General features: G+C 35.9%; 24 protein-coding genes. 10 read left to right on the top strand and 14 right to left on the bottom strand.

Annotated elements, in window-relative coordinates; genetic code table 11:
* Nucleotides 1-135: 135 nt before the first annotated feature.
* The 6 genes from LQ189_RS15595 (at nt 136) to LQ189_RS15570 (ending at nt 7,476) form a co-directional block, all read left to right on the top strand.
* The gene (locus tag LQ189_RS15595) at nt 136-1,503 is read left to right on the top strand and encodes a rhodanese-related sulfurtransferase (protein WP_230158450.1); all 1,368 of its coding nucleotides are present in this window, start codon (nt 136-138) and stop codon (nt 1,501-1,503) included.
* A 186-nt stretch (nt 1,504-1,689) separates the two neighbouring features.
* A complete protein-coding gene (locus tag LQ189_RS15590) occupies nt 1,690-3,039 on the top strand; it encodes a regulatory iron-sulfur-containing complex subunit RicT (protein WP_086452815.1) in 1,350 nt (449 codons plus the stop codon).
* Nucleotides 3,023-3,502 (top strand): gliding motility lipoprotein GldH, encoded by a 480-nt coding sequence (locus LQ189_RS15585; RefSeq protein ID WP_230158448.1) that lies wholly within the window; start codon nt 3,023-3,025, stop codon nt 3,500-3,502. Before LQ189_RS15590 ends, LQ189_RS15585 begins: the two co-directional genes overlap by 17 nt.
* A 9-nt stretch (nt 3,503-3,511) precedes the next feature.
* Entirely contained in the window at nt 3,512-5,821 is a 2,310-nt protein-coding gene (locus LQ189_RS15580; protein WP_230158446.1) for a penicillin-binding protein 1A, read from the top strand.
* Nucleotides 5,822-6,027: 206 nt separating this feature from the next.
* Nucleotides 6,028-6,726, top strand: a complete 699-nt coding sequence (locus LQ189_RS15575; RefSeq protein WP_221915978.1) for a CoA transferase subunit A — start codon at nt 6,028-6,030, stop codon at nt 6,724-6,726.
* A gap of 90 nt (nt 6,727-6,816) precedes the next feature.
* Nucleotides 6,817-7,476 carry a 3-oxoacid CoA-transferase subunit B gene (locus LQ189_RS15570; protein ID WP_166132562.1) on the top strand — a complete coding sequence of 220 codons (660 nt, stop codon included), beginning with the start codon at nt 6,817-6,819 and terminating at the stop codon, nt 7,474-7,476.
* 72 nt (nt 7,477-7,548) lie between these two features.
* On the opposite strand, the gene LQ189_RS15565 is transcribed toward LQ189_RS15570, so the two are convergent.
* From LQ189_RS15565 to hemA, 14 genes are all read right to left on the bottom strand, one after another.
* The gene (locus LQ189_RS15565; protein ID WP_230158444.1) at nt 7,549-7,941 is read right to left on the bottom strand and encodes a hypothetical protein; all 393 of its coding nucleotides are present in this window, start codon (nt 7,939-7,941) and stop codon (nt 7,549-7,551) included.
* A gap of 73 nt (nt 7,942-8,014) precedes the next feature.
* Nucleotides 8,015-9,616 (bottom strand): fumarate hydratase, encoded by a 1,602-nt coding sequence (locus tag LQ189_RS15560; RefSeq protein WP_230158442.1) that lies wholly within the window; start codon nt 9,614-9,616, stop codon nt 8,015-8,017.
* Between the two features lie 382 nt (nt 9,617-9,998).
* On the bottom strand, nt 9,999-11,438 hold the full coding sequence (locus tag LQ189_RS15555) for a nucleoside recognition domain-containing protein (protein WP_230158440.1): 1,440 nt from the start codon (nt 11,436-11,438) through the stop codon (nt 9,999-10,001).
* Nucleotides 11,439-11,556: 118 nt separating this feature from the next.
* Nucleotides 11,557-12,270, bottom strand: coding sequence for a 3'-5' exonuclease (locus LQ189_RS15550; protein ID WP_230158438.1), 714 nt, complete (start codon nt 12,268-12,270; stop codon nt 11,557-11,559).
* Nucleotides 12,271-12,353: 83 nt separating this feature from the next.
* Nucleotides 12,354-12,824 carry a methylated-DNA--[protein]-cysteine S-methyltransferase gene (locus LQ189_RS15545; RefSeq protein ID WP_230158436.1) on the bottom strand — a complete coding sequence of 157 codons (471 nt, stop codon included), beginning with the start codon at nt 12,822-12,824 and terminating at the stop codon, nt 12,354-12,356.
* Nucleotides 12,825-12,994: 170 nt separating this feature from the next.
* A complete protein-coding gene (locus LQ189_RS15540) occupies nt 12,995-13,381 on the bottom strand; it encodes a c-type cytochrome (protein ID WP_230158435.1) in 387 nt (128 codons plus the stop codon).
* The gene (hemB, locus tag LQ189_RS15535) at nt 13,381-14,379 is read right to left on the bottom strand and encodes a porphobilinogen synthase (RefSeq protein ID WP_230158434.1); all 999 of its coding nucleotides are present in this window, start codon (nt 14,377-14,379) and stop codon (nt 13,381-13,383) included. Before hemB ends, LQ189_RS15540 begins: the two co-directional genes overlap by 1 nt.
* Nucleotides 14,380-14,427: 48 nt before the next feature.
* Nucleotides 14,428-14,784 carry a four helix bundle protein gene (locus LQ189_RS15530; RefSeq protein ID WP_230158432.1) on the bottom strand — a complete coding sequence of 119 codons (357 nt, stop codon included), beginning with the start codon at nt 14,782-14,784 and terminating at the stop codon, nt 14,428-14,430.
* Nucleotides 14,785-14,829: 45 nt separating this feature from the next.
* Nucleotides 14,830-15,732 carry an oxygen-dependent coproporphyrinogen oxidase gene (gene hemF, locus LQ189_RS15525; protein WP_230158431.1) on the bottom strand — a complete coding sequence of 301 codons (903 nt, stop codon included), beginning with the start codon at nt 15,730-15,732 and terminating at the stop codon, nt 14,830-14,832.
* Nucleotides 15,733-15,792: 60 nt separating this feature from the next.
* A complete protein-coding gene (locus LQ189_RS15520; RefSeq protein ID WP_230158429.1) occupies nt 15,793-17,454 on the bottom strand; it encodes an ATP-binding protein in 1,662 nt (553 codons plus the stop codon).
* A gap of 51 nt (nt 17,455-17,505) precedes the next feature.
* Nucleotides 17,506-18,531, bottom strand: a complete 1,026-nt coding sequence (hemE, locus tag LQ189_RS15515) for a uroporphyrinogen decarboxylase (protein ID WP_230158427.1) — start codon at nt 18,529-18,531, stop codon at nt 17,506-17,508.
* Nucleotides 18,532-18,585: 54 nt separating this feature from the next.
* The gene (locus tag LQ189_RS15510) at nt 18,586-19,266 is read right to left on the bottom strand and encodes a uroporphyrinogen-III synthase (RefSeq protein WP_230158425.1); all 681 of its coding nucleotides are present in this window, start codon (nt 19,264-19,266) and stop codon (nt 18,586-18,588) included.
* Nucleotides 19,266-20,186: a hydroxymethylbilane synthase gene (gene hemC / locus LQ189_RS15505; protein ID WP_230158694.1), complete on the bottom strand. Its 921-nt coding sequence runs from the start codon at nt 20,184-20,186 to the stop codon at nt 19,266-19,268. The genes LQ189_RS15510 and hemC overlap by 1 nt, the downstream gene beginning before the upstream one ends.
* Nucleotides 20,187-20,250: 64 nt before the next feature.
* Entirely contained in the window at nt 20,251-21,507 is a 1,257-nt protein-coding gene (gene hemA, locus LQ189_RS15500) for a glutamyl-tRNA reductase (RefSeq protein ID WP_230158423.1), read from the bottom strand.
* 227 nt (nt 21,508-21,734) lie between these two features.
* Between hemA and LQ189_RS15495 the strand changes: the two genes are divergently transcribed.
* The 4 genes from LQ189_RS15495 (at nt 21,735) to LQ189_RS15480 (ending at nt 25,649) form a co-directional block, all read left to right on the top strand.
* Nucleotides 21,735-22,610: a helix-turn-helix transcriptional regulator gene (locus LQ189_RS15495; RefSeq protein WP_158981019.1), complete on the top strand. Its 876-nt coding sequence runs from the start codon at nt 21,735-21,737 to the stop codon at nt 22,608-22,610.
* A 98-nt stretch (nt 22,611-22,708) separates the two neighbouring features.
* Nucleotides 22,709-23,758 carry a ferrochelatase gene (gene hemH, locus LQ189_RS15490; RefSeq protein ID WP_086452797.1) on the top strand — a complete coding sequence of 350 codons (1,050 nt, stop codon included), beginning with the start codon at nt 22,709-22,711 and terminating at the stop codon, nt 23,756-23,758.
* The gene (locus LQ189_RS15485) at nt 23,759-25,114 is read left to right on the top strand and encodes an MATE family efflux transporter (protein ID WP_230158421.1); all 1,356 of its coding nucleotides are present in this window, start codon (nt 23,759-23,761) and stop codon (nt 25,112-25,114) included.
* Nucleotides 25,101-25,649 carry a CopD family protein gene (locus LQ189_RS15480; RefSeq protein WP_221915963.1) on the top strand — a complete coding sequence of 183 codons (549 nt, stop codon included), beginning with the start codon at nt 25,101-25,103 and terminating at the stop codon, nt 25,647-25,649. The genes LQ189_RS15485 and LQ189_RS15480 overlap by 14 nt, the downstream gene beginning before the upstream one ends.
* The last annotated feature ends 36 nt before the right edge of the window (nt 25,650-25,685 follow it).

Below are 25,685 nucleotides of genomic sequence, written 5' to 3'. Positions count from 1 at the left end.
AAACCATTAAGACTTTAAGAAAAACTAAGCATCTGTTTATTGATTGCGAACCTTAGTCCCTTTAAAACTTTGCGCCTTTGGACCTTTTTGCTTACTTTTGCAAAAAATATATTTCTCACTTAAACTGTTTATAGCATGCAACTGTATAACACCTTAAGCGCAGAGGAAAGAGCCATCATGATTGATGATGCCGGAAAACAAAGACTCACTTTGTCATTCTATGCTTATGCGCAAATTCAAGATCCAACTCAATTTCGAAACGATTTATTCCGCGCTTGGGATCCTTTAGTAGTTCTAGGCCGAATTTATGTCGCCAAAGAAGGTATCAATGCACAATTATCATTGCCTGCTGATAATTTTTATGCCTTCAAGGACACGCTTGAAGCGTATGATTTCATGAAAGGGATGCGCTTGAATATTGCGGTGGAGCATGACGATCACTCGTTTTTGAAACTAACGATTAAGGTGCGTGACAAAATTGTTGCCGACGGTTTGAATGATGAAACTTTTGATGTAACCAATATAGGTGTGCACCTAAAAGCGAAGGAATTCAACGAAATTCTAGATGATCCCAACACGATTGTAGTTGATTTTAGAAACCATTACGAGAGTGAAATTGGCTATTTTAAAGGCGCCATCACTCCTGATGTAGATACGTTTAGAGAATCCTTGCCAATTATTAATGAGCAATTAAAAGACTTTAAAGATGATAAAAATTTGGTGATGTATTGCACGGGCGGCATTCGTTGCGAAAAAGCATCGGCTTATTTTAAACACCAAGGTTTTAAGAATGTTTTTCAGCTGGAAGGTGGTATTATCAACTACGCCAAACAAATAAAAGAAGAAAATCTAGAGAGCAAATTTATAGGTAAAAACTTTGTTTTTGACCACCGCTTGGGCGAACGCATTACAGATGATATTGTTTCACAATGCCATCAATGTGGTGCGCCTTGTGATGTGCATACCAATTGCGAAAACGAAGGTTGTCACTTGCTTTTTATTCAGTGTGAATCTTGCAAAGAAAAAATGTACGGCTGCTGTTCTGCTGAATGTGCTACGATTATCCACTTGCCCGAAGAGGAGCAAAAAGCCATTCGCAGAGGGGTTAAAAATGGAAATAAGATTTTCAAAAAAGGAAAATCTGACAAGCTGCTTTTTAAAAATAATACAGATCCGTTGGCGGCTATTCCCGACTTGACAGAACTGGCAAAAAGAAAACCAGCTTTGAAAAAAGTGACTAAAATTAAGAAACAATACATAGGTAAAGGCATGCATTTTTTCCCAAAAGCTAATATTGGTCAGTTTATAATTGAAGAAAATGAACTTAAAATAGGCGATACCATTTTAATAAAAGGTAGCACAACCGGAGAACAAATACTAACCATTGAAGAAATGATGGTTAACGGAACTCCTCAAGAAATAGCCGTAACTGGCGATACATGCACGTTTAAACTCCCTTTTAGAATTAGACTATCAGATAAATTATATACAGTTATAAATTAAGCAACTTGCCGTAACTACAACACTACAAACCCATTACAAAACATTTTTGTAATGGGTTTTTTAGTATAAATTTATGAATTATTGCCCTAAATTGGCGTTGTTCCATAAAATTAAAAAATACTATCTTTACACATTAAACGTTTTAAGAACTTAAGTTGTGCTCGTCACAACACTACATATAAGATTATGGCATGTACAAGTTGTTCAACTTCTGATGGTGGCGCACCAAAGGGTTGTAAAAATAATGGGACTTGCGGCACCGATAGCTGCAATAAATTGACGGTTTTTGATTGGCTTTCGAATATGAGTTTGCCTAATGGCGACGCCCCTTTTGACTGTGTTGAAGTACGTTTCAAAAACGGAAGAAAAGAATTTTACCGCAATACTGAAAAATTAACTTTGAGCATGGGAGATATTGTTGCCACGGTAGCTTCTCCAGGACATGATATTGGTATAGTAACGCTAACAGGTGAGTTGGTTCGCATTCAAATGAAGAAAAAAGGAGCGAATCCTAGCAGCAACGAAATTCCGAAAATTTATAGAAAAGCATCACAAAAAGACATTGATATTTGGTCTGCAGCTCGCGACCGCGAAGAGCCTATGAAAGTTCGCGCACGTGAATTGGCCATTGCTCAAAAACTAGAAATGAAAATTTCGGATATTGAATTTCAAGGGGATGGATCAAAAGCTACTTTTTATTACACCGCAAATGATCGAATTGATTTTAGAGCATTAATCAAAGATTTTGCTAAAGAATTCAGTACGCGTATTGAAATGAAACAAGTAGGTTTCCGTCAAGAAGCAGCTCGTTTGGGTGGGATAGGCTCTTGCGGAAGAGAATTGTGTTGTTCTACTTGGTTGACTGATTTTAGAAGTGTAAATACCTCAGCTGCACGTTACCAACAATTATCCTTGAACCCACAAAAACTAGCGGGACAATGCGGTAAACTGAAGTGTTGCTTGAACTATGAGCTAGACACTTACATGGATGCCTTAAAGCATTTTCCTGATTTTGACACGAAACTTGTTACTGAAAAAGGAGATGCCATTTGCCAAAAACAAGATATCTTTAAAGGGTTGATGTGGTTTGCCTATACCAATAATTTTGCTAATTGGCATGTACTAAAAATTGATCAAGTAAAAGAAATCATTGCCGAAAACAAGTTGAAAAACAAAGTTTCCTGCTTAGAAGATTATGCAATTGAAGTTATTGTTGAGCCTGAGAAAAACTTTAACAATGCTATGGGTCAAGAAAGTTTAACGCGATTTGACCAACCTAAACCAAGGAAGAAAAATAATAAAAAACGTAAGCCTACTGGTGAAAATGCCATTGTTGCCAATGCAAACAAACCTGCTGCAGCCAATAAAATAACAAACAATAAGCCAGCAGCTAACAAAATTACGAGCAATAAAAACAATAGTAATAAACCGGCAAACACAGCAAGACCTAACAACAACCGTCCTGCTCCTGCTGATAAAAAACCAGCAGAACCCCGCAAACCAATAATTATTACAAAAAATGTGGATAAGAAATAGCACCATACTCTTTTTGCTGACAGTCCTCTTTGTTTCTTGTGACAAAAAAAGAAGTTTTGATGAGTACCACTCAGTAGGCAATGCATGGCATAAAGACAGTACCGTTACCTTTAGCGTACCTATACTTGACTCTACGCAACGCTACAATTTATTTGTGAACTTAAGAGCGAATAACAATTATCAATTCAATAATTTGTTTTTGATTGTTGCCATGGAATTGCCTAATGGATTTACCAAAGTTGATACACTAGAATACCAGATGGCTGATGTTGATGGAACACTTTTAGGAGATGGGTTTTCGGATATTAAGGAAAGTAAACTTTTTTATAAAGAAAATGTTCGATTGCGATCAAAATACAGAGTACACATTAAGCAAGCCGTACGAGAAAACGGAAAAGTTCCAGGTGTAACAGCGCTTAACGGAATTACCGAGGTAGGATTTAGAATTGAAAAAAAAGAATAAATTAGTATTATGGCTATCAAAAAAAACAACAACCCAACAAGAAACGATGATAAAAGCATCGCGTATTATCAAAAGAAATTTTGGAAAATATTCTTCATAGGTTTAGGAAGTATAGGCTTGTTTTTCCTCTTTGCTTCTTGGGGATTATTTGGCTCCATGCCTTCCTTTGAAGACTTAGAAAATCCAGATTCTAACCTAGCAACTGAAGTTATTTCGGCTGATGGTGTGGTTATTGGCAAGTATTTTGAAAAAAATAGGTCACAATTAAAATATGATGATTTACCAAAAAATCTTGTTCAAGCCCTTGTAGCTACTGAGGATGCTCGTTTTTACGAACATTCTGGAATTGACGGTAGAGGAACCTTGAGAGCCATTTCAAGTTTTGGAACCAGCGGAGGTGCGAGTACGTTGACACAGCAGTTAGCCAAACAACTTTTTCATGGAGAAGGTTCAAAATTTTTACCTTTTCGAATTGTACAAAAAATAAAAGAATGGATTATTGCTATCCGTTTAGAAAGACAATACACTAAAAATGAAATCATTGCCATGTACTGCAATGTGTATGATTTTGGAAACAATTCTGTTGGAGTAAGTTCTGCAGCTAAGACTTATTTTTCTAAAGAGCCAAAGGATTTAACCATTAGCGAGTCAGCAATACTAGTTGGAATGTTTAAAAACTCTGGTTTGTACAATCCTGTACGAAATCCGCAAGGAGTAAAAAACCGCCGAAATGTGGTGCTTTTACAAATGGAAAAAGCCAATATCATCTCTACATCAGAAAAAGTAAGATTGCAAAGCTTACCTATAAAATTAAATTTCAAACTCGAAACTCACAAAGATGGAACTGCTACCTATTTTAGAGAGTACTTGCGTGATTACATGAAAAAATGGGTTGAAGAAAATAAAAAACCAGACGGTACTGATTACGATATTTACAAAGACGGTCTTAAGATTTATACCACTATTGATTCTAGAATGCAGTTGCATGCCGAAGAGGCTGTAAAAGAACACATGGCCAACTTGCAAGAAGAATTTTTTATTCAGTCAAAAGACAATAAAAACGCACCATTTGTAAACATTTCAACTGTAGAAACGCAGCGCATTATCAACCAAGCTATGAAATCTTCTAGCCGCTGGTCTATCCTAAAATCATTGGATAAAACTGACGAAGAAATCATAAAGTCATTTAGCGAAAAAACTAAAATGAAAATCTTTACTTGGAAAGGGGAACGTGACACTATAATGACTCCGCTTGACTCTATCCGTTATTACAAACACTTTTTACAAGCTGGGTTAATGGCCATGGAGCCACAAACCGGTAACATCAAAGCTTGGGTAGGCGGTATTAATTACAAATATTTTCAGTACGATCACGTAGGTCAAGGAGCTAGACAAGTAGGATCTACTTTCAAACCGTTTGTTTATGCTACTGCTATCGAACAGTTGAATATGTCTCCTTGCGACTCAATTGTAGATGGTCCGTTCATGATTCGTAAAGGGCGTCACCACGTAACCGAAGATTGGGAACCAAAAAACTCTGATAACAAGTACCGCGGAATGGTAACCTTAAAAAGAGGTTTGGCAAACTCAATCAATACCGTATCAGCTAAATTAATTGACAAAGTTGGTCCTGAAGCCGTTATTGATTTAACGCATAAATTGGGAGTAAAATCAGAGATTGTTACCCAGCCATCTATAGCACTTGGTGCCGTAGAAATCACTGTTCAAGATATGGTAGCTGCGTACAGTACCTTTGCTAATCAAGGTGTGTATAGAAAACCTCAATTTATAACTAAAATAGAAGATAAAAGTGGTGTAGTAATTTACGAACCTATTCCAGAATCACACGATGTATTGAATAAAGATATTGCATACGCTGTGGTGAAATTACTAGAAGGAGTAACTGAAGGTGGTTCAGGTGACCGTTTGCGTACCACTGGTGGTGGTAATGGAGACAACCGCTGGACGGGTTATCCATACTCATTTAGAAACCCAATTGCAGGAAAAACAGGAACTACACAAAATCAATCTGATGGTTGGTTTATGGGAATGGTACCTAATTTAGTAACCGGAGTTTGGGTAGGTTGTGAAGACCGTTCGGCTCGTTTCAAAAGCATTACTTACGGGCAAGGAGCTACGGCAGCTTTACCAGTTTGGGGTTATTTCATGAAACTGTGTTACGAAGATCCAGCGCTCAAAGTATCCAAAGAACCTTTTGAAAGACCAAATAATCTTTCTATCAAAGTGGATTGTTATGTACCGAAAAAAGTAGTAGATACAACAGCTGTAGAGCAAGATACAGAAGAATTTGAATTGTAAAATTTTCATTTGGAGCTAATCCAGCTATACGTTGCAATCTTTTAAAAAGCGATGAAAAATCGCTTTTTAAAAGGATTTCCACTGCAAACGAAGTTCACTGAACTCAAATGAAAACAAAAAGCAAGTGAAGTAATCTGGGCAAGGGCATTCGTACTTAAAACTCAATTCATCAATAGATTAAAATTCGATAAATAGACCTTATTTTTATGATTAACAAAAAAGTAAATACCGTTCAAGATGCACTTCAAGGCATTGAAAATGGCATGACTATCATGCTAGGCGGTTTTGGATTATGTGGAATTCCAGAAAATAGTATTGCCGAATTGGTTCAAAAAAATGTAACCGATTTAACCTGTATTTCAAACAATGCCGGTGTAGATGATTTTGGACTTGGATTGCTTTTGCAAAAGCGCCAAATCAAAAAAATGATCTCATCGTATGTGGGTGAAAATGCCGAGTTTGAACGTCAGATGCTATCAGGCGAACTAGAAGTAGAATTGACACCTCAAGGAACTTTGGCAGAAAAGTGCCGTGCTGCACAAGCCGGAATTCCTGCTTTTTTTACGCCAGCAGGTTACGGAACTGAAGTGGCTGAAGGAAAAGAAGTTCGCGAGTTTAATGGTAAAATGCATATCATGGAACTCGCTTACAAAGCTGATTTTGCAATAGTAAAAGCTTGGAAAGGTGATGAAGCAGGTAATTTAATTTTTAAAGGAACTGCTCGTAATTTCAATTCTAGCATGGCTGGAGCTGCAAAAATCACCATTGCCGAAGTAGAAGAGCTTTTGCCCGTAGGCGCATTAGACCCTAACGAAATCCACATTCCTGGAATTATGGTACAACGCATTTTTCAAGGAGAAACGTTTGAGAAAAGAATTGAACAACGAACTGTGAGACAAAAGTAGTATTCAGTATGCAAAGAATTATATGGACTTCATTTTATGATTTAAGTATACTCAAATTATAAAAACCTTACCAGTTTCAAAAATAAAATTATGGCTTTAACAAAAGAAGATATAGCAAGAAGAATTGCCAAAGAAGTACAAGACGGCTATTATGTTAACCTAGGAATTGGAATTCCTACCTTGGTGGCTAATTATGTACGCACAGATATTTCGGTTGAATTTCAAAGTGAAAATGGCGTATTAGGCATGGGACCATTCCCGTTTGCGGGAGAAGAAGATGCCGACATCATCAACGCTGGAAAACAAACCATTACTACCTTGCCAGGCGCATCGTTTTTTGACTCCGCTTTAAGTTTCGGAATGATACGCTCTCAAAAAGTAGATTTAACTATTCTAGGCGCTATGGAAGTGGCCGAAAATGGAGATATCGCCAACTGGAAAATCCCAGGTAAAATGGTAAAAGGTATGGGTGGCGCAATGGATTTAGTGGCTTCTGCCGAAAATATCATTGTAGCAATGATGCACGTAAACAAAGCAGGCGAATCAAAAATCCTTAAAAAATGCTCTTTGCCATTAACCGGCGTAGGCTGTGTTAAAAAGGTAGTAACAGAGCTTGCAGTACTAGAAGTTACTTCAGCAGGTTTTAAGCTTTTAGAGCGTGCGCCTGGAGTTACAGTAGAACACATCATCGCCTCTACTGAAGCTAACTTGATAATTGAAGGTGATATTCCTGAAATGGATATCAACTAATCAACATCAAATCCTATAAAAAAACCTCAAATGAAATTCTTTTGAGGTTTTTTTATGACTATTAAGTACTTACTATTTACTTTCTAAATATTCGGTTAGCGACGTTGCTGCATGTGTAAAACTAGGAAATTGCTCCACCATACTAACCGCTCTTTTTTTATTTAACTTATAAGTCAAATCAAACTCTGTCGTAAACAAAATTGCCGACAAAAACGGATTATTGATAAAGGGCAGTAAACGATCAAATGCACTGTCTATCGAATGAATTTCGAATAATTCTTCTTGCTGAAATTTAAACTTCAACTCCAATTGTAAATCATTCTCCACCACTACCGGTCGCACATAAATATTCATCAATAAAGTGTTCCCAATGGTTTTAGCTAGCGTTAATTTGGCAAAGGTACCATCCTGCAAACTTGATTTAACCTTGGAATAAAACTCTGAAAAGGTTTCTTGAAATGACATAAAATTAGATTTATGAAGCAAAAAAACCGCACAAACACTCACGCTTGTGCGGTTTATAGTTTGCTTTTATTGATTACAAATTATTGAAAAAATCATTTCCTTTATCATCAGTAATAATGAAGGCTGGGAAATCTTTGACAGTTATTTTTCGAACTGCTTCCATACCTAACTCTTCAAAGTCAACTACTTCTACTTTCAAGATGTTATCTTGTGCTAAAATAGCTGCTGGACCTCCAATAGAGCCTAAATAAAAACCTCCGTAGGTTTTACAAGCATTCATAACTTGTGGCGTTCTATTTCCTTTAGCAAGCATGATCATACTTCCGCCGGCTTTTTGAAATTCTTCTACGTAAACATCCATTCTTCCGGCCGTGGTTGGACCAAAACTACCTGAAGGCATTCCGTCTGGAGTTTTTGCTGGTCCTGCATAATACACCGGATGATTTTTAAAATACTCTGGCATAGGTTTACCTGCATCCAAAAGTTCCTTGATTTTAGCATGTGCAATATCGCGCGCTACAATCAAAGTTCCGTTCAATTTTAAACGCGTTTTAATTGGATATTGTGATAACTTTTTTAGAATATCCGCCATAGGTTGATTCAAGTCTATTTCGACCGCCGGTTCTAGATGTGGTGGAGTTGCAGGCAATAAACGTCCAGGATTCACCTCAAGTTGTTCTACAAAAATACCTTCTTTGGTAATTTTTCCTTTTATATTTCTATCGGCAGAGCACGAAACTCCTAATCCTACAGGGCAAGAAGCAGCATGACGTGGTAAACGAATCACACGTACATCATGCGTAAAATATTTTCCACCAAACTGCGCTCCAATGGCACTTTCTTGGCAAATTTGTTGCACTCTTTGCTCCCATTCTAAATCACGAAATGCTTGACCAGCCATGTTTCCTGTGGTTGGCAAATGATCGTAATAACCCGCTGAAGCTTTTTTAACAGCAGCCAAATTAGCCTCGGCTGAAGTACCGCCAATTACAAACGCTAAGTGATACGGCGGACAAGCAGAAGTGCCTAAATCCATGATTTTAGCACGTACAAATGCATCCATCGACTTTTCATTCAAAAGCGATTTTGTTTGTTGGTACAAATAGGTTTTATTGGCAGAACCGCCCCCTTTTGCTAAAAACAAAAACTCATACGTATTTCCTTTTTTAGAATAGATATCAATTTGTGCTGGAAGATTAGAACCAGAATTCTTTTCCTCGAACATACTGATAGGCACAATTTGAGAGTAACGCAGGTTTTTTTCTTGGTAGGTGTTGAAAATCCCTTTTGAGAGCCACTCAGCATCATCTACACCTGTGTATACATTTTCTCCTTTTTTGGCCATTACAATCGCTGTTCCGGTGTCTTGACAAGATGGTAATTGTCCGTCAATAGCTACTGCTGCATTTTGCAATAAATTATACGCCACAAAACGATCGTTATCTGTCGCTTCTGGATCATCCAAAATAGCACGTAATTTTTCTAAATGTGACGTACGAAGCATAAAAGAAACGTCTTTCATGGCTTCTTGCGAAAGCAACTCCAGACCCTTTGGATCAACGGTAAGGATTTCTCTATCGCCCAGCTGTTCTACTTTTACGTAGTCTGAAGATATTTTTCGGTATTGTGTATCGTCTTTTAAAATAGGATAAGGATCCTGATAAATAAAGTCCATGGTGTAATGTTTTTACAAAGATAAAATAGTTGGTGTAAGTTTAAAAGTTACTTTAAGAGCAACCCAAAACTACTACGTTAAAATACTTGTTAGTAAAAAAAGAATAAGCAAGCCGATGGCGATGTATTTGGTATATTTTGACATTTTTATATGTATTTAAGTAATTATTGAATCCCTCAAAAGAATGAAAAATTGATTAAAAATCCTAGTATATAATTGGTTCGTGTGAAATCAAATCAAAATTTAACAGTATGTTGTGTTCCTACGAAAGTTCAATTATAAGTTTTTCGTTTTGTGAACAGCTTTTAATCCGTTATAATTAATCACCACAAAATTGAGAGCCTTAGGCTCGGCACATTTTTAAGAAAATTTATCGACTGGCTTAAAAAAACCAGCTCGCCACAAATATTGCCGTAATTACACATATCACGTCTACTAGCAACATGGTTCCTAAAGCGTAACGGGTGTTTTTGATATTCACCGATCCAAAATAAACTGCAATTACATAAAAAGTACTTTCGGCGCTACATTGAAAAATACTACTCAAACGAGCCGTTAAGGAATCTGGACCGAAAGTGTTCATAGAATCAATCAAAAATCCACGTGATCCTGCGGAGCTAAACGGACGTAGCAAGGCTACTGGCAAAGCATCTGTAATTTCTTTGCTTACGCCCATATTTGAGAATAAAAAGGCAATTCCGTTACTGATGATTTCAAACAAACCACTATTTCTAAACAAGGAAATAGCAACTAACATCCCTAAAACATAAGGAAAAATAGTTACTCCAGTTTTCACACCATTGTTAGCACCCACTACAAAAGCATCAAAAACAGTAGTGCTTTCAGCAGTAAATTTCTTTTCATTCCAGAACGAAAAAATCAAAGTGAACGCAATAATAGCGATTAAAATTAAAGCGGAAAGATTAGATGTAAAGTAGTTTTTACCCACTAAATCCAATTGGTTCACGTACATCAGCAAACCAATAATAGCTGCGATTAACGTAATTAAGACCAATACCAAAGACGCACTTTTAAAATTGATTTTTTGTTTGATACCCACGATCAAAAAGGCTGCAATGGTACCTATGAACGACGTTATAATACAAGGCAACATCACATCGGCAGGATTACTGGCATTTGCGGCAGCACGGTAGCCAATGATTGAAGTAGCTATCAAAGTAAGTCCTGAGGCATGCAAGCACATGAACATGATTTGCGCATCACTAGCTTTGTCCTTTTCAGGATTTATTTCTTGTAAACTTTCCATGGCTTTAAGGCCAAAAGGCGTTGCAGCCGAATCTAAACCAAGAAAATTAGCTGCGAAGTTCAAAGTCATATACGAAATCGATGGGTGATTTTTGGGAATACTCGGAAATACTTTTACAAAAACAGGACTTAAGGCTTTGGCTAATTTTCCAGAAGCACCTGAAATAATTAATAGTTCCATCAACCCACAAAAGAAAGCTAAATAAGCCATTAATGGCAAAACTAAATCTAGTAAAGTACTTTTACAGGTAGGCAATAAACCATCTGATTTTTGTACGCCACTGTAGATTTTTACAGTTTTATTTTTAAATACATAAGTTGTATCCGCGTTTAAAGTATCGCGATTGACAATCATGGTTTGATCTGGGGCATTTTTGATACTGTCTTTGATAAAAAGCGGCAATTGCTCCGGCATTTTTTCTGAAATCAAAATTGGGTCGTCTATTTTTCCATTCAATACATAATCAATTGTGTAGGTATTTGAACTGAACAAACTCACTACCACAAAAACAATTGATGAAATAAAAATAACCAACCAAAATCTGCTCAATACCATAACTAATAATTTTTGTAAATGTAATAAATCGATATCAATAACAATTACAATGTCAATTTCAATAAAAGAATTTTAAATTGAGATTTCATTTTGACATTGATATTGCCATTCAAGTTACTTACACATGAATAATCTCGTCTTCTACCAACAACTCTTCTCTACGCAAACGCAGAAAAATTTGCGCTACAGCAATAGTATCTCGCTCACAATAAGTAATAATACGGTCAATGTCTTTCTCCACATAAAAAACATGACCTACTTGACTGCCATCGATATCTCCTTTTGAAGAAGGAATTCCGAGTACTTTACACATCAATTTCAAAGAAGTAAAATGTTTGTAATCGCCAAATTTCCACAATTCTAATGTATCTAAATGCGGAATTTCCCAAGGTTTTTTTCCAAATAAATTCAGCTTGTTTGGAATTGCAATATTGTTGATAATCATTCGCCTAGCCAAAAAGGGAATATCAAATTCTTTGGCATTGTGTCCGCACAAAACATGCTGCGGTTGATTGAAGTGATTGTTGAGCAAATTATTAAAGTCGGAAAGTATTTTTTTCTCCTCGCCAAAGAAACTCGTTACACGAAAATTACGAATGTCACCTTTGATGGTAAAATAACCTACCGAAATACACACAATTTTACCAAACTCGGCCCAAATACCTGCTCGATCATAAAAATCCTCGGGTGAAAACTCTTCTTTGCGTTGGTATTGTGTTTTGTGTTCCCAAAGCGATTGCATTTCCGGATCTAAAGCATCGTAATTTTCAGATTCAGGAACGGTCTCAATATCAAGAAAGAGAATGTTATTAAGGTTGATTTTTTCAATCATTTTTTATGGCACGCAGATGACGCTGATTTAAAAGATTTACACGGATATTCTTAAACGAATATAAAAAAAATATTCATAACCAACTAAAATAAACTATGTTGCGGGGAAGGATTTTCATGCTCTAACAACCATTTTTTACGCCATAAACCTCCTGCATAACCCGTTAATGAACCATCACTACCAATAACTCTGTGGCAAGGAACCACGATCCAAAGTGGGTTTTTTCCATTGGCCGAAGCCACAGCACGAATAGCTTTTGGATCACCAAGAAATTTGGATTGTTCTAGATACGTTCTTGTTTTCCCGTACGGAATATCGAGCAATGCGTTCCACACTTTTTGTTGAAAATCAGTTCCTTTTGGATTGAGTTTAAAGGTAAAATTAGTTCTTTGCGAATGGAAATATTCTTGAAGTTGCTGTACAGGTTCTTGTAAAAAATCTGGGATTTTAGTGGATACTTCACCCTCTTCTAAAACTGTTATTTCAGAAACACCATGTACATCACCTGTAATGGCAGCAATTCCTAGCGGAGTATTGATGTAAATTGTTTCCATTTTTTAAAGGTAAAAAAATAATCATTGTAGACTACATACGGTCATAAAAAAACCATTCGTACTTGCGAATGGTCTTTGTTTTTAGCCCTGATAGAAGCGGCATCCTCTTGTGGTAGCGCTAGCGAACACAAGAGATATAGCGGATAGCAGGATATAGCTCCTAAAAAACTTTATTTTACATGAGAATATACGTAGGCTTCTAGCGCTTTCAATTCCTCTTCGGACATGGCTTTTGTGAGTGCAAAATTAGCTTTCATCACCTCGTATTGACTTGGGTCTACAATTGGTTCGCCTTCGCCTTTTAAAAAGGTGACCATGTCAGCATTTTTACTTTTATAAATACCCGCAATGTCTTGTAAGCTGGGACCGATTACCTTTTTGTCAATTTGGTGACAGGCGATACAATTTCCCTTTCCTTCAAAAATTTCTTTTCCTAATTCTACTGGAGTTTGAGCAACTTCTTCTGTAGTTGTTGGGTACAAGGATTCTTTTTTGGTTTCTTCTTTTTTACAAGATAGAAAGCAACATACGGCTACTAAGCAAAGGATCTTTTTCATTATTTTTTATTTAAAAGTATAGCGGCTTCTTTAGCAAAATAAGTCGAAATTAAACTGGCTCCTGCACGCTTGATGCACATTAACTGCTCCATCATCGTTTGGTCGTGATCTAACCAACCTCTTTCGGAAGCGGCTTTGATCATGGCATATTCGCCAGAAACATGATATACCGTTACAGGCACATGAACTGCATTTTTTACTTCGCGAACGATATCTAAGTATGCAATTCCGGGTTTTACCATGACCATATCAGCGCCTTCTTCAACATCCCAAAGTGCTTCCTTGATAGCTTCAAGACGATTGGCATAATCCATTTGATAGGTTTTTTTATTTTTCGGAACATCTACATCAGCGTCTTTTGGAGCAGAGTCTAAAGCATCGCGAAACGGTCCGTAAAATGCCGAAGCATATTTGGCAGAATAGCTCATGATTCCCACATTGTGAAATCCTGCAGCATCTAAACCTTGACGCAAGCGTAGTACACGTCCGTCCATCATATCGCTTGGGGCTACAAAATCAGCACCCGCTTGCGCATGCGAAACGGCCATTTTTACCAAAGCTTCATTCGTCGAATCGTTTTCTACATCACCGTTTGCAATGATTCCGTCATGACCATAAATAGAATACGGATCCAAAGCTACATCTGGCATGACAATCATTTCTGGACAAGCGGCTTTGATCGCACGAATGGCGTTTTGCATGAGTCCGTTTGGGTTCCAAGCTTCAGTACCGGCGTTGTCTTTTAGATTTTCATCAACTTTTACATAAATATTTACTGCTCGAATTCCTAAATCGAATAATTCTTGCACTTCTTTAACCGTTAAATCAATAGAACGGCGGAAAATTCCTGGCATAGATGGAATTTGTACCTGTACATTTTCGCCTTCGGCAATAAACATAGGAAACATAAAATCACTTGGACTTAATGTAGTTTCTCTAACTAACGAACGAATGGATTCGTTAACTCTCAAACGACGACCTCTTTGTAATGGGAACATATATATTAGCTTTTAGCTTTCAGCAATTAGCTTTCGGCAATTAAAATTTTATTTGTTATATAGCTTAGATATTAAACTATTGAGCATTTTTTTAATTTCTTCAACTTGAAATAATAGTTTTTCACTTGACTCACTATTGATGAAATTTAAATCTCGACTCAGTATAAATTGATATTCTAATTCATTTGCTGATCCAAATGCAATTATTAAAAATCGAGCAAAATCTTTATCTGAATTCCTTCCACAACCTTCAGCAATATTAGTCGGAATTGAACTTGCGGATCTTTTCATTTGGCTAGTTAAGCCGAAAAGCTCTTCTTTTGGAAAATTATGTGTCATTTTATAGACATCAAGAGTTAATTGATGTGATTTTTGCCAAACTACAAAATTTTTAAAATCCTTCATGCTTTTAAATTTAGGCTAATGGCTAAAAGCTGAGCGCTAATTGCTTTAAATCCACTCAACAGGAATCTCCAACACTTTCAATAATTTCTCCTCTTCACTTCCTGATTCTGGATGATGGTCGTAAACCCACTGAACATGTGGCGGTAATGACATTAAAATTGACTCAATTCTTCCGTTGGTTTTTAAGCCAAATAAAGTGCCCTTATCATGTACTAAATTAAACTCGACATAACGTCCACGACGAATTTCTTGCCAGGTTCTTTGTTCTGCGGTATATGGTAAATTTTTTCGTCTTTCTAATATTGGAACATAAGCGGTTAAAAATGAATTGCCAACTTCAGTTACAAAGTTAAACCAGTTTTCCATTGACATTTGTTCGGTTTCCTTGCAATAATCAAAGAATAATCCGCCTAGTCCACGAGCTTCATTACGATGTGCGTTCCAAAAATAAGCATCACATTGTTTTTTATATTTTGGATAAAACTCTGGATTGTGCTTATCACATGCTGTTTTGCACGTTTGATGAAAATGAATCGCATCTTCTTCAAATAAATAATAGGGTGTTAGATCCTGTCCGCCACCAAACCAACTGTTGATTACATTTCCGTTATCGTCATACATTTCGAAATAGCGCCAATTGGCATGAACCGTAGGTGCCATTGGGTTTTTAGGATGTATTACCAAACTCAATCCGCAGGCAAAAAAATCGGCTTCACCTACATTGAATAATTTTTGCATCGAATCGGGTAATTTTCCATGCACTGCCGAAATATTCACACCGCCTTTCTCGATAACATTTCCGTTTTCGATTACACGTGTTCTTCCTCCGCCGCCTTCTGGACGTTCCCAAAGATCTTCCTTGAATTTGGCATGACCTTCAACGGCTTCTAAGCCAGCAACAATCTGGTCTTGGAGATTTTGTATGTAGGTGTAAAATTTATTTTTCATTATTGAAATGCAAAAGTGTTTAAAAGTATTTAAAAGTGTTTAAAAGTGTTTAAAAACCTTTTAAACAATTTCCCAAAAATACCCAGGCCTGTTAATAATTTTACCTTCCATCCTTAATGCAGAAAGATAATTAGTTACCTTATTTTTTTTCTTTTCTTCAGACAAAGCAGTTGATAATTTAGGAATAATTAAGTTATCAATTTTATTACGTTTAGTTTTTCCCCATTTTTTAAGATATTCTAATATCATATCTTTAAAATGCGAATCATCAAAACTACGATTAGCCAGATATTCGACTTTTAAATCTTCGTCATTCGTAGATTCAATAATTTTATATGATAAATAAATGTTAGGTCTTCTACCTTCAACACACTTTAATTTTTTGAGATATTTAAATTCATTTTCTGAAATTTCTTTTTGTTTTTGAACTTTATCTAACAAAATAATTTCGTCTAAACCTAAATTGGAGTTTTTGATAATAATCTTAGCAAAGTTTTCATCTAAAATTTTACCAATTATAGTCACCTTCACCTTATTATCTTCAAAATCATAATCTGGTAAAGGAAAGAAACGTTGTTTTTGGAAGTTAAATATTTTTCGAATACCTCCACCTTGTGTTTCTATCATATCCAAATTTTTCATTGCTTCAACCAAAAAAGGATTTCGATACACTTCTTCAGGCGTATCATTCAAAACTACATCCTCAACTGACTTTGGTAAAAATGAACCATAATTAGAAAACACTAAATGGTCATCCTCAAACTCTACTACATTAATTCTTGCTCCTTTAGAATAGTCCTGATGCGCAATAGCATTGTTTAACGATTCTCTTATAATAAAGGGCTCGTACCTCAATACTTCGTCTGGAAACAAAGTCCCATCGCGTAAATAACGGTATTTTAAATTTCTGATTTTTTTATAAACTTCATCCACTGACAATATGAATGGAACAGAAAATATTTCAAAATCTTTATCCTGATTATCAATCGTTTTTAGATTCCATCTGATTTTAACAGAAGAACCTAGATAATGTTCAGATTCATCTTTTCCTAAAAGAATTAAAGCTGTTCTAGTTAACTTTCCCTTGATAGTAAGTTTTGCTTTGTTTAAAAAATCTACATCGTTCCAATTGTCAACTTCAGCTGAATATTTGGGATTTCGTTTTTTAAATTCAACTCTGGCTTTTATTATAGCTTCTATATCTAAATCGTCCAAAGTTGCTTCTGGAATAATTACTTTAGACCAATCTTCATTGATTTGAACTTGTTCAAGAATTGCATCCAATCTTGCTTTTGTCATTTCGACTAAATTATCATCAATGCGTTGCCATGCTTTTTTATGAGCATAAACTGGCAACCTAAATTGGTGTTTAGGAATATGAAAAATCCAAACTACTTTATTAGTGTCAGATGTAATACACTCCCTAACACTAAATTCGTCAACATTAAGATTTGTAACATTTCCGTTAATTCTGAATCTTATATTTTCAATTGTATAACCGGCAAAATCTTGAATTCCAACAATATTTAAAGTTTTGTCTTGAATTCCGATTATTAAATTTCCGCCTTGCATATTTGCAATAGCCGAAATATAAGATATAATATCACTAGCTGAATCTCCTGAAACAGAATTTTTTAACGACTTAAATTCTTTCCATTCGCATTTCTCGTTTTCGATTGGATAATATGTCTTTAAATAATCATGTAATTCTTTTTCAGTCATTTTATGCGTTTGTGTTAATTACAAATATAGGATATTATCATTTCGTAGCAATTATGATTTATACTCCTTCACCGCATCAATAAAGGCTTTGGCGTGATCCACAGGGATATTAGGTAAAATTCCGTGACCAAGATTTACGATGTATTTGTCTTTTCCAAATTCGTCAATCATTTCATGAACCATTTTCTTAATCACTGGAATTGGAGAAAATAATCGAGAAGGATCAAAATTACCTTGTAAAGTTATGTTTCCACCTGACAAATAACGTGCATTTCTAGGTGAGCAAGTCCAATCTACACCTAATGCAGAGGCTTTACTTTTTCCCATTTCATTTAAAGCAAACCAACATCCTTTACCAAAAACAATAACTGGAGTTACCTCAGCTAAGGCATCAATGATTTGGTTGATGTATTTCCATGAGAATTCTTGGTAATCAACTGGCGACAACATGCCACCCCAAGAATCAAAAATCTGAACTGCATTTACACCTGATTTTACTTTTTCTAATAAGTATAAAATAGTGGTATCGGTGATTTTTTGTAATAAAGTGTGCGCCGCTACTGGATCTGAGAAACAGAATCCTTTGGCAGTATCAAAACTTTTAGAGCCCTTGCCTTCAACAGCATAACAAAAAATAGTCCATGGCGAACCCGCAAAACCTATTAAAGGCACCTCATCGTTCAACATTTCTTTTGTCAACTTAACCGCATCAAAAACGTAACCCAAAGTTTCATTTACATCCGGAACGAAAACTTGGTTCACTTGTTCCATGGTACGAATGGGATTCGGGATAATTGGTCCTAAATTGTCTTTTAATTCCACGTGAATTCCCATAGCGCGAGGCACAACAAGAATATCCGAAAATAAAATGGCAGCATCTGGAGCAATTCTGCGAATGGGTTGCACCGTAATTTCGGCAGCTAATTCAGGTGTTTCGCAACGAGTGAAAAAATCATATTTGTCTCGCAAAGCTCTAAATTCTGGCAAATACCTTCCTGCTTGACGCATCATCCATACCGGTGGGCGTTCAACAGTTTCTCCTTTTAGTGCTCTTAAAAACAAGTCATTTTTTAACATAATTCTATTTTTTAATTCCTCTTTGAGGGTTTGTTTTGATCTATTTGATGGGCGTTATTCGCTTTCTGTTGTATAATATTCAATTAGTCCGATAATTAAATCTTCAATAGTGGGCTCTTCGGCTACCACAATACTCTTTGTTTTTCCTTTCAAAGCTGCGGCGGTAGTCTCGCCAATGCAAAAGCAAACTTCTTTTTTTAGCTTATTTTCTTTCAAGTAACTCTCTACTCCCGATGGACTAAAAAAGAGGATACCTGCAAAATTTTCTAAACTTGAAATTTTAAATGGTGCCAACTTAGTTTGATACACTTCAATTTCATTAAACACGATTCCAGCATCTTTTAGTGCTTGTGGTAAGGTTTCCTTACGCAAATTACCACTAAAAAAAGTATAACTGTTTTGACTGTAAATTAAGGTGATGATTTCGGCTAGCTCTGAAGCATAATCCATGTAAACATCTACCGTGAAGCCATTTTGCTCCAGTAATTCTTTGGTTTTGATGCCTACACAAAAAGCAGTTTTGGTTCGTAAACCCTCCCAACCGTCTTGTTCTATAAGACTTAAAACAGCGTTTTGACTGCTAAAAATGAGGTTTTCTTGAATATTTTGAAGGGAAAATGGAGTGTTTGTTACTTCGATAAAATCTTGTTCCAAGAGATCAAAGTTGGCATCGAGTACCGCTTTTCTTTGAATTCCAGAAAGTGTTTTGGTTGATAAAATACTAATTTGCTCCATTATTTTTTTAATTTCTCTTTTATAGATTTCATCAACGCTACACCACCATTTTCAAGAATTTCTTGTGCGCAAAAGTACCCCAACTTTTTCCATTCTTGCATCGGAACGGTTCTTTCTACTTCGATTTTTTCTTTTCCATCAATAGAAAACAAAACACCTTTAAAAACAATATCGTCTTCTACAAAAACGGCTAAAGCACCAATGGGCGCTGTACAACCACCTTCTAAAGTTTTAAGAAATTGTCTTTCAATGTGGGTACAAATTTCAGTATCAATATCATTAAGTTCGTGCAATGCCTGTCTAGAATACTCATCATTTGCCATAGCTACAACCAGCATAGCTCCTTGGGCTGGTGCGGGAATCATCCAATCAAGATCAATATAGTCTTCTGGTTTAAGATTAATTCTTTCTAGCCCTGCTGCTGCAAATACAGCTCCACTCCAATCGCTTTCTTGCAGCTTTTTCATGCGTGAATTTACATTTCCGCGCAAATCAACAACAGTATGAATAGGATATTTATTAAGCCATTGTGCTTGACGGCGCAAACTGCCTGTGGCAATGGTACCGGTTTGATTTAAAAAATCGAGATTGCCTTTGTGTACTAAAATATCGAGTGTATTGGCTCTTTCGAGAACGGCTGCTTGAACAATTCCGTGTGGTAATGCAGTTGGAACATCTTTCATAGAATGTACCGCAATATCCACATCGCCATTAATCATAGCAACATCGAGTGTTTTGGTAAAAATTCCGGTTATTCCTAATTCATAAAGAGGCTTATCAAGAATGATATCGCCTTGCGATTTTACGGCTACAATTTCAGTTTTGTATCCTAAATCGTTTAACTTATTTTGAACTGTGTGGGCTTGCCAGAGTGCGAGTTCACTATCACGGGTTCCTATGCGTATCGTTTTGTTCACAATTATATTTTTTTCAAACCCATGAGAAATGAAGTTATCTCCTGATTTGATTTTAATGGCGCCAACTTTATTTAGCCGTTGCTCCTATTTTAAAAACTTTCTCAATCCATTCAATACTTTCATCCACCATGGTGTTATCATCTTTTAAATGATTGGCAAAATGGGTTGTAATTTTTTGGATAATGCGGTTGCTTATTATTTCCGCTTGTTCTTCATTGAAGTTAGATATTTTCTTGCTTTGAAAATCAAGTTCAGATGCTTTTATTGCGTTCAATTTTGCTTTCAAGGCATTAATTGTTGGCGCAAACTTTCTGCCTTTGGTCCAAGTGATGAACTCTTCCTTAATTTCTTCGATAATCGCTTCGGCAGCTGGAATGTGTTTTTTTCTGTTTTCCAAAGTTTCATCTGTCAACTGTGACAAATAATCCATATGAATTAAGGTCACTCCATCCAGTTCTTCCACGTTTTCATGTGCATTTTTTGGAATTGACAAATCTAAAATCAACAGTGGTTTTTTCAAATTCAAAATCGCTTTGTCAATTGTTGGATTTTGTGCACCGGTGGCAACCACAACAACATCCGCTTTTTGTAATTCAAGATGTAATTCTGAGTAATCCTTAACAATAAGATTTAATTTTCCAGCCAGTTTTTCTGCCTTTTCTTTGGTTCTATTGATTAAGGTTATGTGTTCGTTTTTAGTATGCTTTACTAGGTTTTCACAGGTATTTCTACCAATTTTTCCCGTACCAAAAAGTAAAATGTTTTTGTTACCAATGTCTTCAACATTTTTGATAATGTATTGCACTGCCGCAAAAGAAACTGATGTAGCTCCGGAACTTATCTCGGTATCGGTTTTTATTTTTTTACTAGCTTGAATGACAGAATTGACCAATCGTTCCAAAAAAGCATTGGCTAAGCCCAATCCTTTTGACTGTGAAAAACTGGATTTGATTTGAGCAATAATTTCAAAATCTCCCAAAATCTGACTATCAAGACCCGTTCCCACTCGAAATAAATGACTAATGGCTTCTTGATTTTTATAAACAAATCCTACCTTTTGAAAGGATTCAACTGAACCTTGACTGTTCTCACAAATCAATTTGATCAATTGAAATGGATGTTCTGCAAAACCATAAATTTCAGTACGGTTACAGGTTGAAGTAACTATTAAACTCTCTATTCCTTCATTCTTAGCTTGCTCTAACAAACGAGTTTTTGCAACACCATCTAAACTAAACTTCCCTCTGATCTCTGCATCGGCTTTCTTGTAGCTTAACCCAACCGCGTAAAAATATTGATGCTTTGATGTGTTATTGTTTTCCATATTTGCACTTTTCCAAAAAGTGAAACAAAATTAGTACTACAGTAGTTATAAAAATAACGCTAGAAGTTCTTTTTGTATCGCTTAATGATTTTTTGATTCTAATTGTATTTATTAACCAAAAAAACTTATTTTTGTAATGAATTCAAGTGCTTTGAATCTCTTTATTTAGAGTTGTTCTAAATAAATACGTTTCCTGAATATGATTTTTATATTAAAAAAATACCGCTATGAGTTCACAAGAAATTATAAAAATTGAAGACGATTTTACGCTAATTCGGTTTCAAAATGATGGTATTAACCCTTTCCATGCACAACGCGAGGTGAGCAGTGGCTTGATTCAGTTTCATTTTGGATTAAAAGGAAGCGCTAAATTTATTTTTAATCAAGGAAACTATGCGCTAGAACTCAAAGAGGAAAAATCATTATTACTTTATAATCCACAAAAAGAATTACCGCTTAATTTAGAACTAGCTCCAAATTCTTGGGTGATATCTGTAATTATTTCAATCAAAAAATTCCATGCGCTATTCTCTACTGAGGCAGATTATATTACTTTTTTGAGCGCCGATAATAAAGATAAAAAATATTATAACGAAGGAAACATTAGCCCATCAATGGCAATAGTGCTATCACAGTTGTTTCATTACAGCTTGCATCCATCTATAAAAAACTTGTATTACAAAGGCAAAGGGTATGAGTTATTAAGCCTCTACTTCAATAGAACAGAAGATCCAAATGCAGAGCAATGTCCTTTTTTAATAGATGAAGACAATGTGATCAAAATAAAAAAAGCCAAAGAAATCATTATTGCTAACATGGCTGAACCACCAGGTTTACAAGAATTAGCAGATGAAATAGGTCTGAATTTAAAAAAACTCAAAATGGGTTTCAAACAAATTTATGGTGACACCGTATACGGATTTTTATTTGACTATAAAATGGATTTTGCTCGAAAACTACTAGATAGTGGCTCTTACAACGTAAACGAAGTGGGGTTGAAAATAGGATACAGCACTGGAAGTCATTTTATTACAGCATTCAAAAAGAAATTTGCTACCACACCCAAAAAGTATTTGATGTCCATAAACCCTAATATGCAGTAAACAATTGTTTTCGTATATTAAACAATAAATAAAAAATAGTTAATCACAAAGTATAAAAAAGCAGGTTTAGTTACTTTTGCTTCATAAAAAAAGACAAGATGAAAGGTGTATTATTAGTAAATTTAGGTTCTCCCGAAAGTCCAACTCCAAAAGATGTAAAACCTTATTTAGATGAGTTTTTAATGGATAAATATGTAATTGACGTTCCGTTTTTATTACGTGCATTACTAGTACGCGGAATCATTTTACAAACAAGACCTAAGAAATCAGCGGCGGCGTATGCTAGAATTTGGTGGGACGAAGGCTCTCCACTTGTAGTCATATCAAGAAGAATGCACGAAAAAGTACAAAAACTCGTAGATGTTCCTGTTGCTCTGGCTATGCGTTACGGCAATCCATCACTTTTATCTGGATTACAAGAATTACACGATAAAGGGGTGACCGAAGTGTTGCTTTTTCCATTGTATCCGCAACACGCAATGGCTTCAACTACGACTATTCTAGAACTAGCAGAGGAACACCGCAAAAAGTATTTCCCTGAAATGAAATTCACAATTGTTCCAGCTTTTTACAACAAACCAGATTATTTGAAAAATCTAGCTGATTCTATAAAAGGGCATTTAGAAGGTTTTGATTACGATCATTTGTTGTTTTCATACCACGGAATTCCAGAACGCCACATTCGCAAAACAGACATCACAAAATCACATTGTAAAATAGATGGCTCTTGTTGCAATACACCATCACCGGCTCACGAATTTTGTTATCGTCATCAATGCTACGAAACCACAAAACAAGTGGTTAAATTGTTAGGAATCCCAGAAGGAAAATACAGCCAAACGTTTCAATCGCGTTTAGCGGGCGACAAATGGTTGACTCCCTACACAGATGTTGAAGTTAACAAAATGCCAAAAAACGGCATTAAAAATCTAGCCGTAGTGACACCTGCTTTTGTATCAGACTGTTTAGAGACTTTAGAGGAAATTGCTATGGAAGCCAATGAAGAATTTTTACACCATGGAGGAGAAAAATTCATGGCCATTCCTTGTTTAAATGACGATGAAGATTGGTGTAAAACAGTAGGAAACTGGATTACTACCTGGACAGGCGTATCTACAACAGCAACTTTAGAAAAAACTACTGCATAAATGAATACCAGTACCGATGAGTTGGGAACGCAACCAATCAAAAAACTCTTGATTAAACAAGCGGTTCCTTCCTCTATTGGGATTCTCTTTATGTCTGTTAATATTTTGATAGACACCATATTTGTTGGGCAATGGATCGGTTCACTTGCAATTGCTGCAGTAACCGTTGTATTGCCCATCACTTTTTTAATTTCGTCACTAGGCATGGCTATTGGTGTGGGAGGCGGATCTGTTTTGTCACGAGCTTTAGGTGCAAACAACAAGGAAAAAGCACTACAAACTTTTGGGAACCAAATAACAATGACTTTCATCCTAGCCTCGGTTTTTGTGGTATTCGGTTTGGTATTTAGTGATGAAATGCTCTTGCTTTTTGGGGCAAAAGGAGCCATTTTTAAACCCGCGCAAGAGTTTTATTTTCCTATTATCATTAGCGTTCCCTTTCTAGCATTGTGCATGATGGGGAATAATGTCATTCGGGCTGAAGGAAAGGCAAAATTTGCCATGGTAGCCATGATCATCCCAGCATTTGTAAACATTGCTCTGGATATTCTATTTATAAAATACTTGGACATGGGTATTTTTGGCGCAGCATTGGCCACAGCCATATCCTATACTACTTGTTTTTTATTTGTAGTATGGTACTTTGTTTTCAAGAGTCAATTGCAACTGCAAATCAAACATTTTTTATTCGACGCATCCATTGTCAAGCAAATAACTTCCCTAAGCATTGTTACGTTTTCCCGTCAAGGTGTCGTTAGTCTTTTATCCATACTATTAAACCACACTTTGTACACCTATGGCGGAGAACACTCCGTAGCCATTTATGGGATTATCAGCAGAATGTTAATGTTTGCTTTGTTTCCTATACTTGGAATCACACAAGGATTTTTGCCTATTGCGGGTTACAATTATGGAGCTTCTAATTTTGCTCGTGTTAAGGAGAGTGTTCAGTTATCCATTTTATACGCAGCGGTTTTAGCTTCAATAATATTTGTGGTCATCTTGGTATTTGCTCAACCAATCGTATCTGTTTTTACCACTGATCCAGAAGTTATAGCCCAAACGCCCAATGCCTTGCGCTGGGTTTTTGCAGCTTCACCTGTTATTGCCATTCAACTGATTGGTGCTGCTTATTTTCAAGCAATTGGCAATGCCAAAAAAGCATTACTTTTAACGTTAAGCAAACAAGGATTTTTCCTCATCCCGCTAGTGCTCATTCTACCAAATTTTTTAGGTATTTTTGGCGTATGGATTGCTTTTCCCATTGCTGATGTTTTATCAACAGCATTAACTGGCTATTTATTAAAAAAAGAAATGAATACAAAACTGATTCAAACTAACGATGGAATACTATAATTACATAAAATCATTACACCTCATCTTTGTAATTACTTGGTTTGTGGGGCTTTTTAATATTGTTCGCCTATTTGTTTACCAAATTGAAGCTGCAGACAAACCTTCACCCGAAAAAGAGATTTTACAAAACCAATACAAAATAATGACGTATCGCATGTGGTACATCATAACTTGGCCATCGGCAATATTAGCCAGTATATTTGCATTTTGGATGTTGTTTTTTACAGATTTAGGTCGGGCGTGGCTCCAAATGCCTTGGATGCATGTCAAACTAGGATTTGTGTTTTTATTGTATTTGTACCATGCCAAATGCCACCAAATCTTTAATCAATTGCAACGAAACGAAGTGAGATACACCTCTAATTTTATGCGATTATGGAACGAAGGCGCCACAATTATACTTTTTGCCGTAGTATTTTTAGTGATTTTAAAAAATGCATTCAATTGGATTTACGGAGTAATTGGGATCATTTTGTTCTCTGTCATTTTAATGCTGGGTTTCCAGTTTTACAAAAAAATTAGAGAAAGAAAATAGCTGTATTTTCAGTTCCCAACCGGTACTGAGACTGAG

The organism is Flavobacterium sp. CECT 9288, from assembly GCF_918731615.1.
GTDB lineage: Bacteria > Bacteroidota > Bacteroidia > Flavobacteriales > Flavobacteriaceae > Flavobacterium.
The sequence above is the reverse complement of the archived record's forward strand: the minus strand, read 5'-3'. Positions and strand labels throughout refer to the sequence as shown.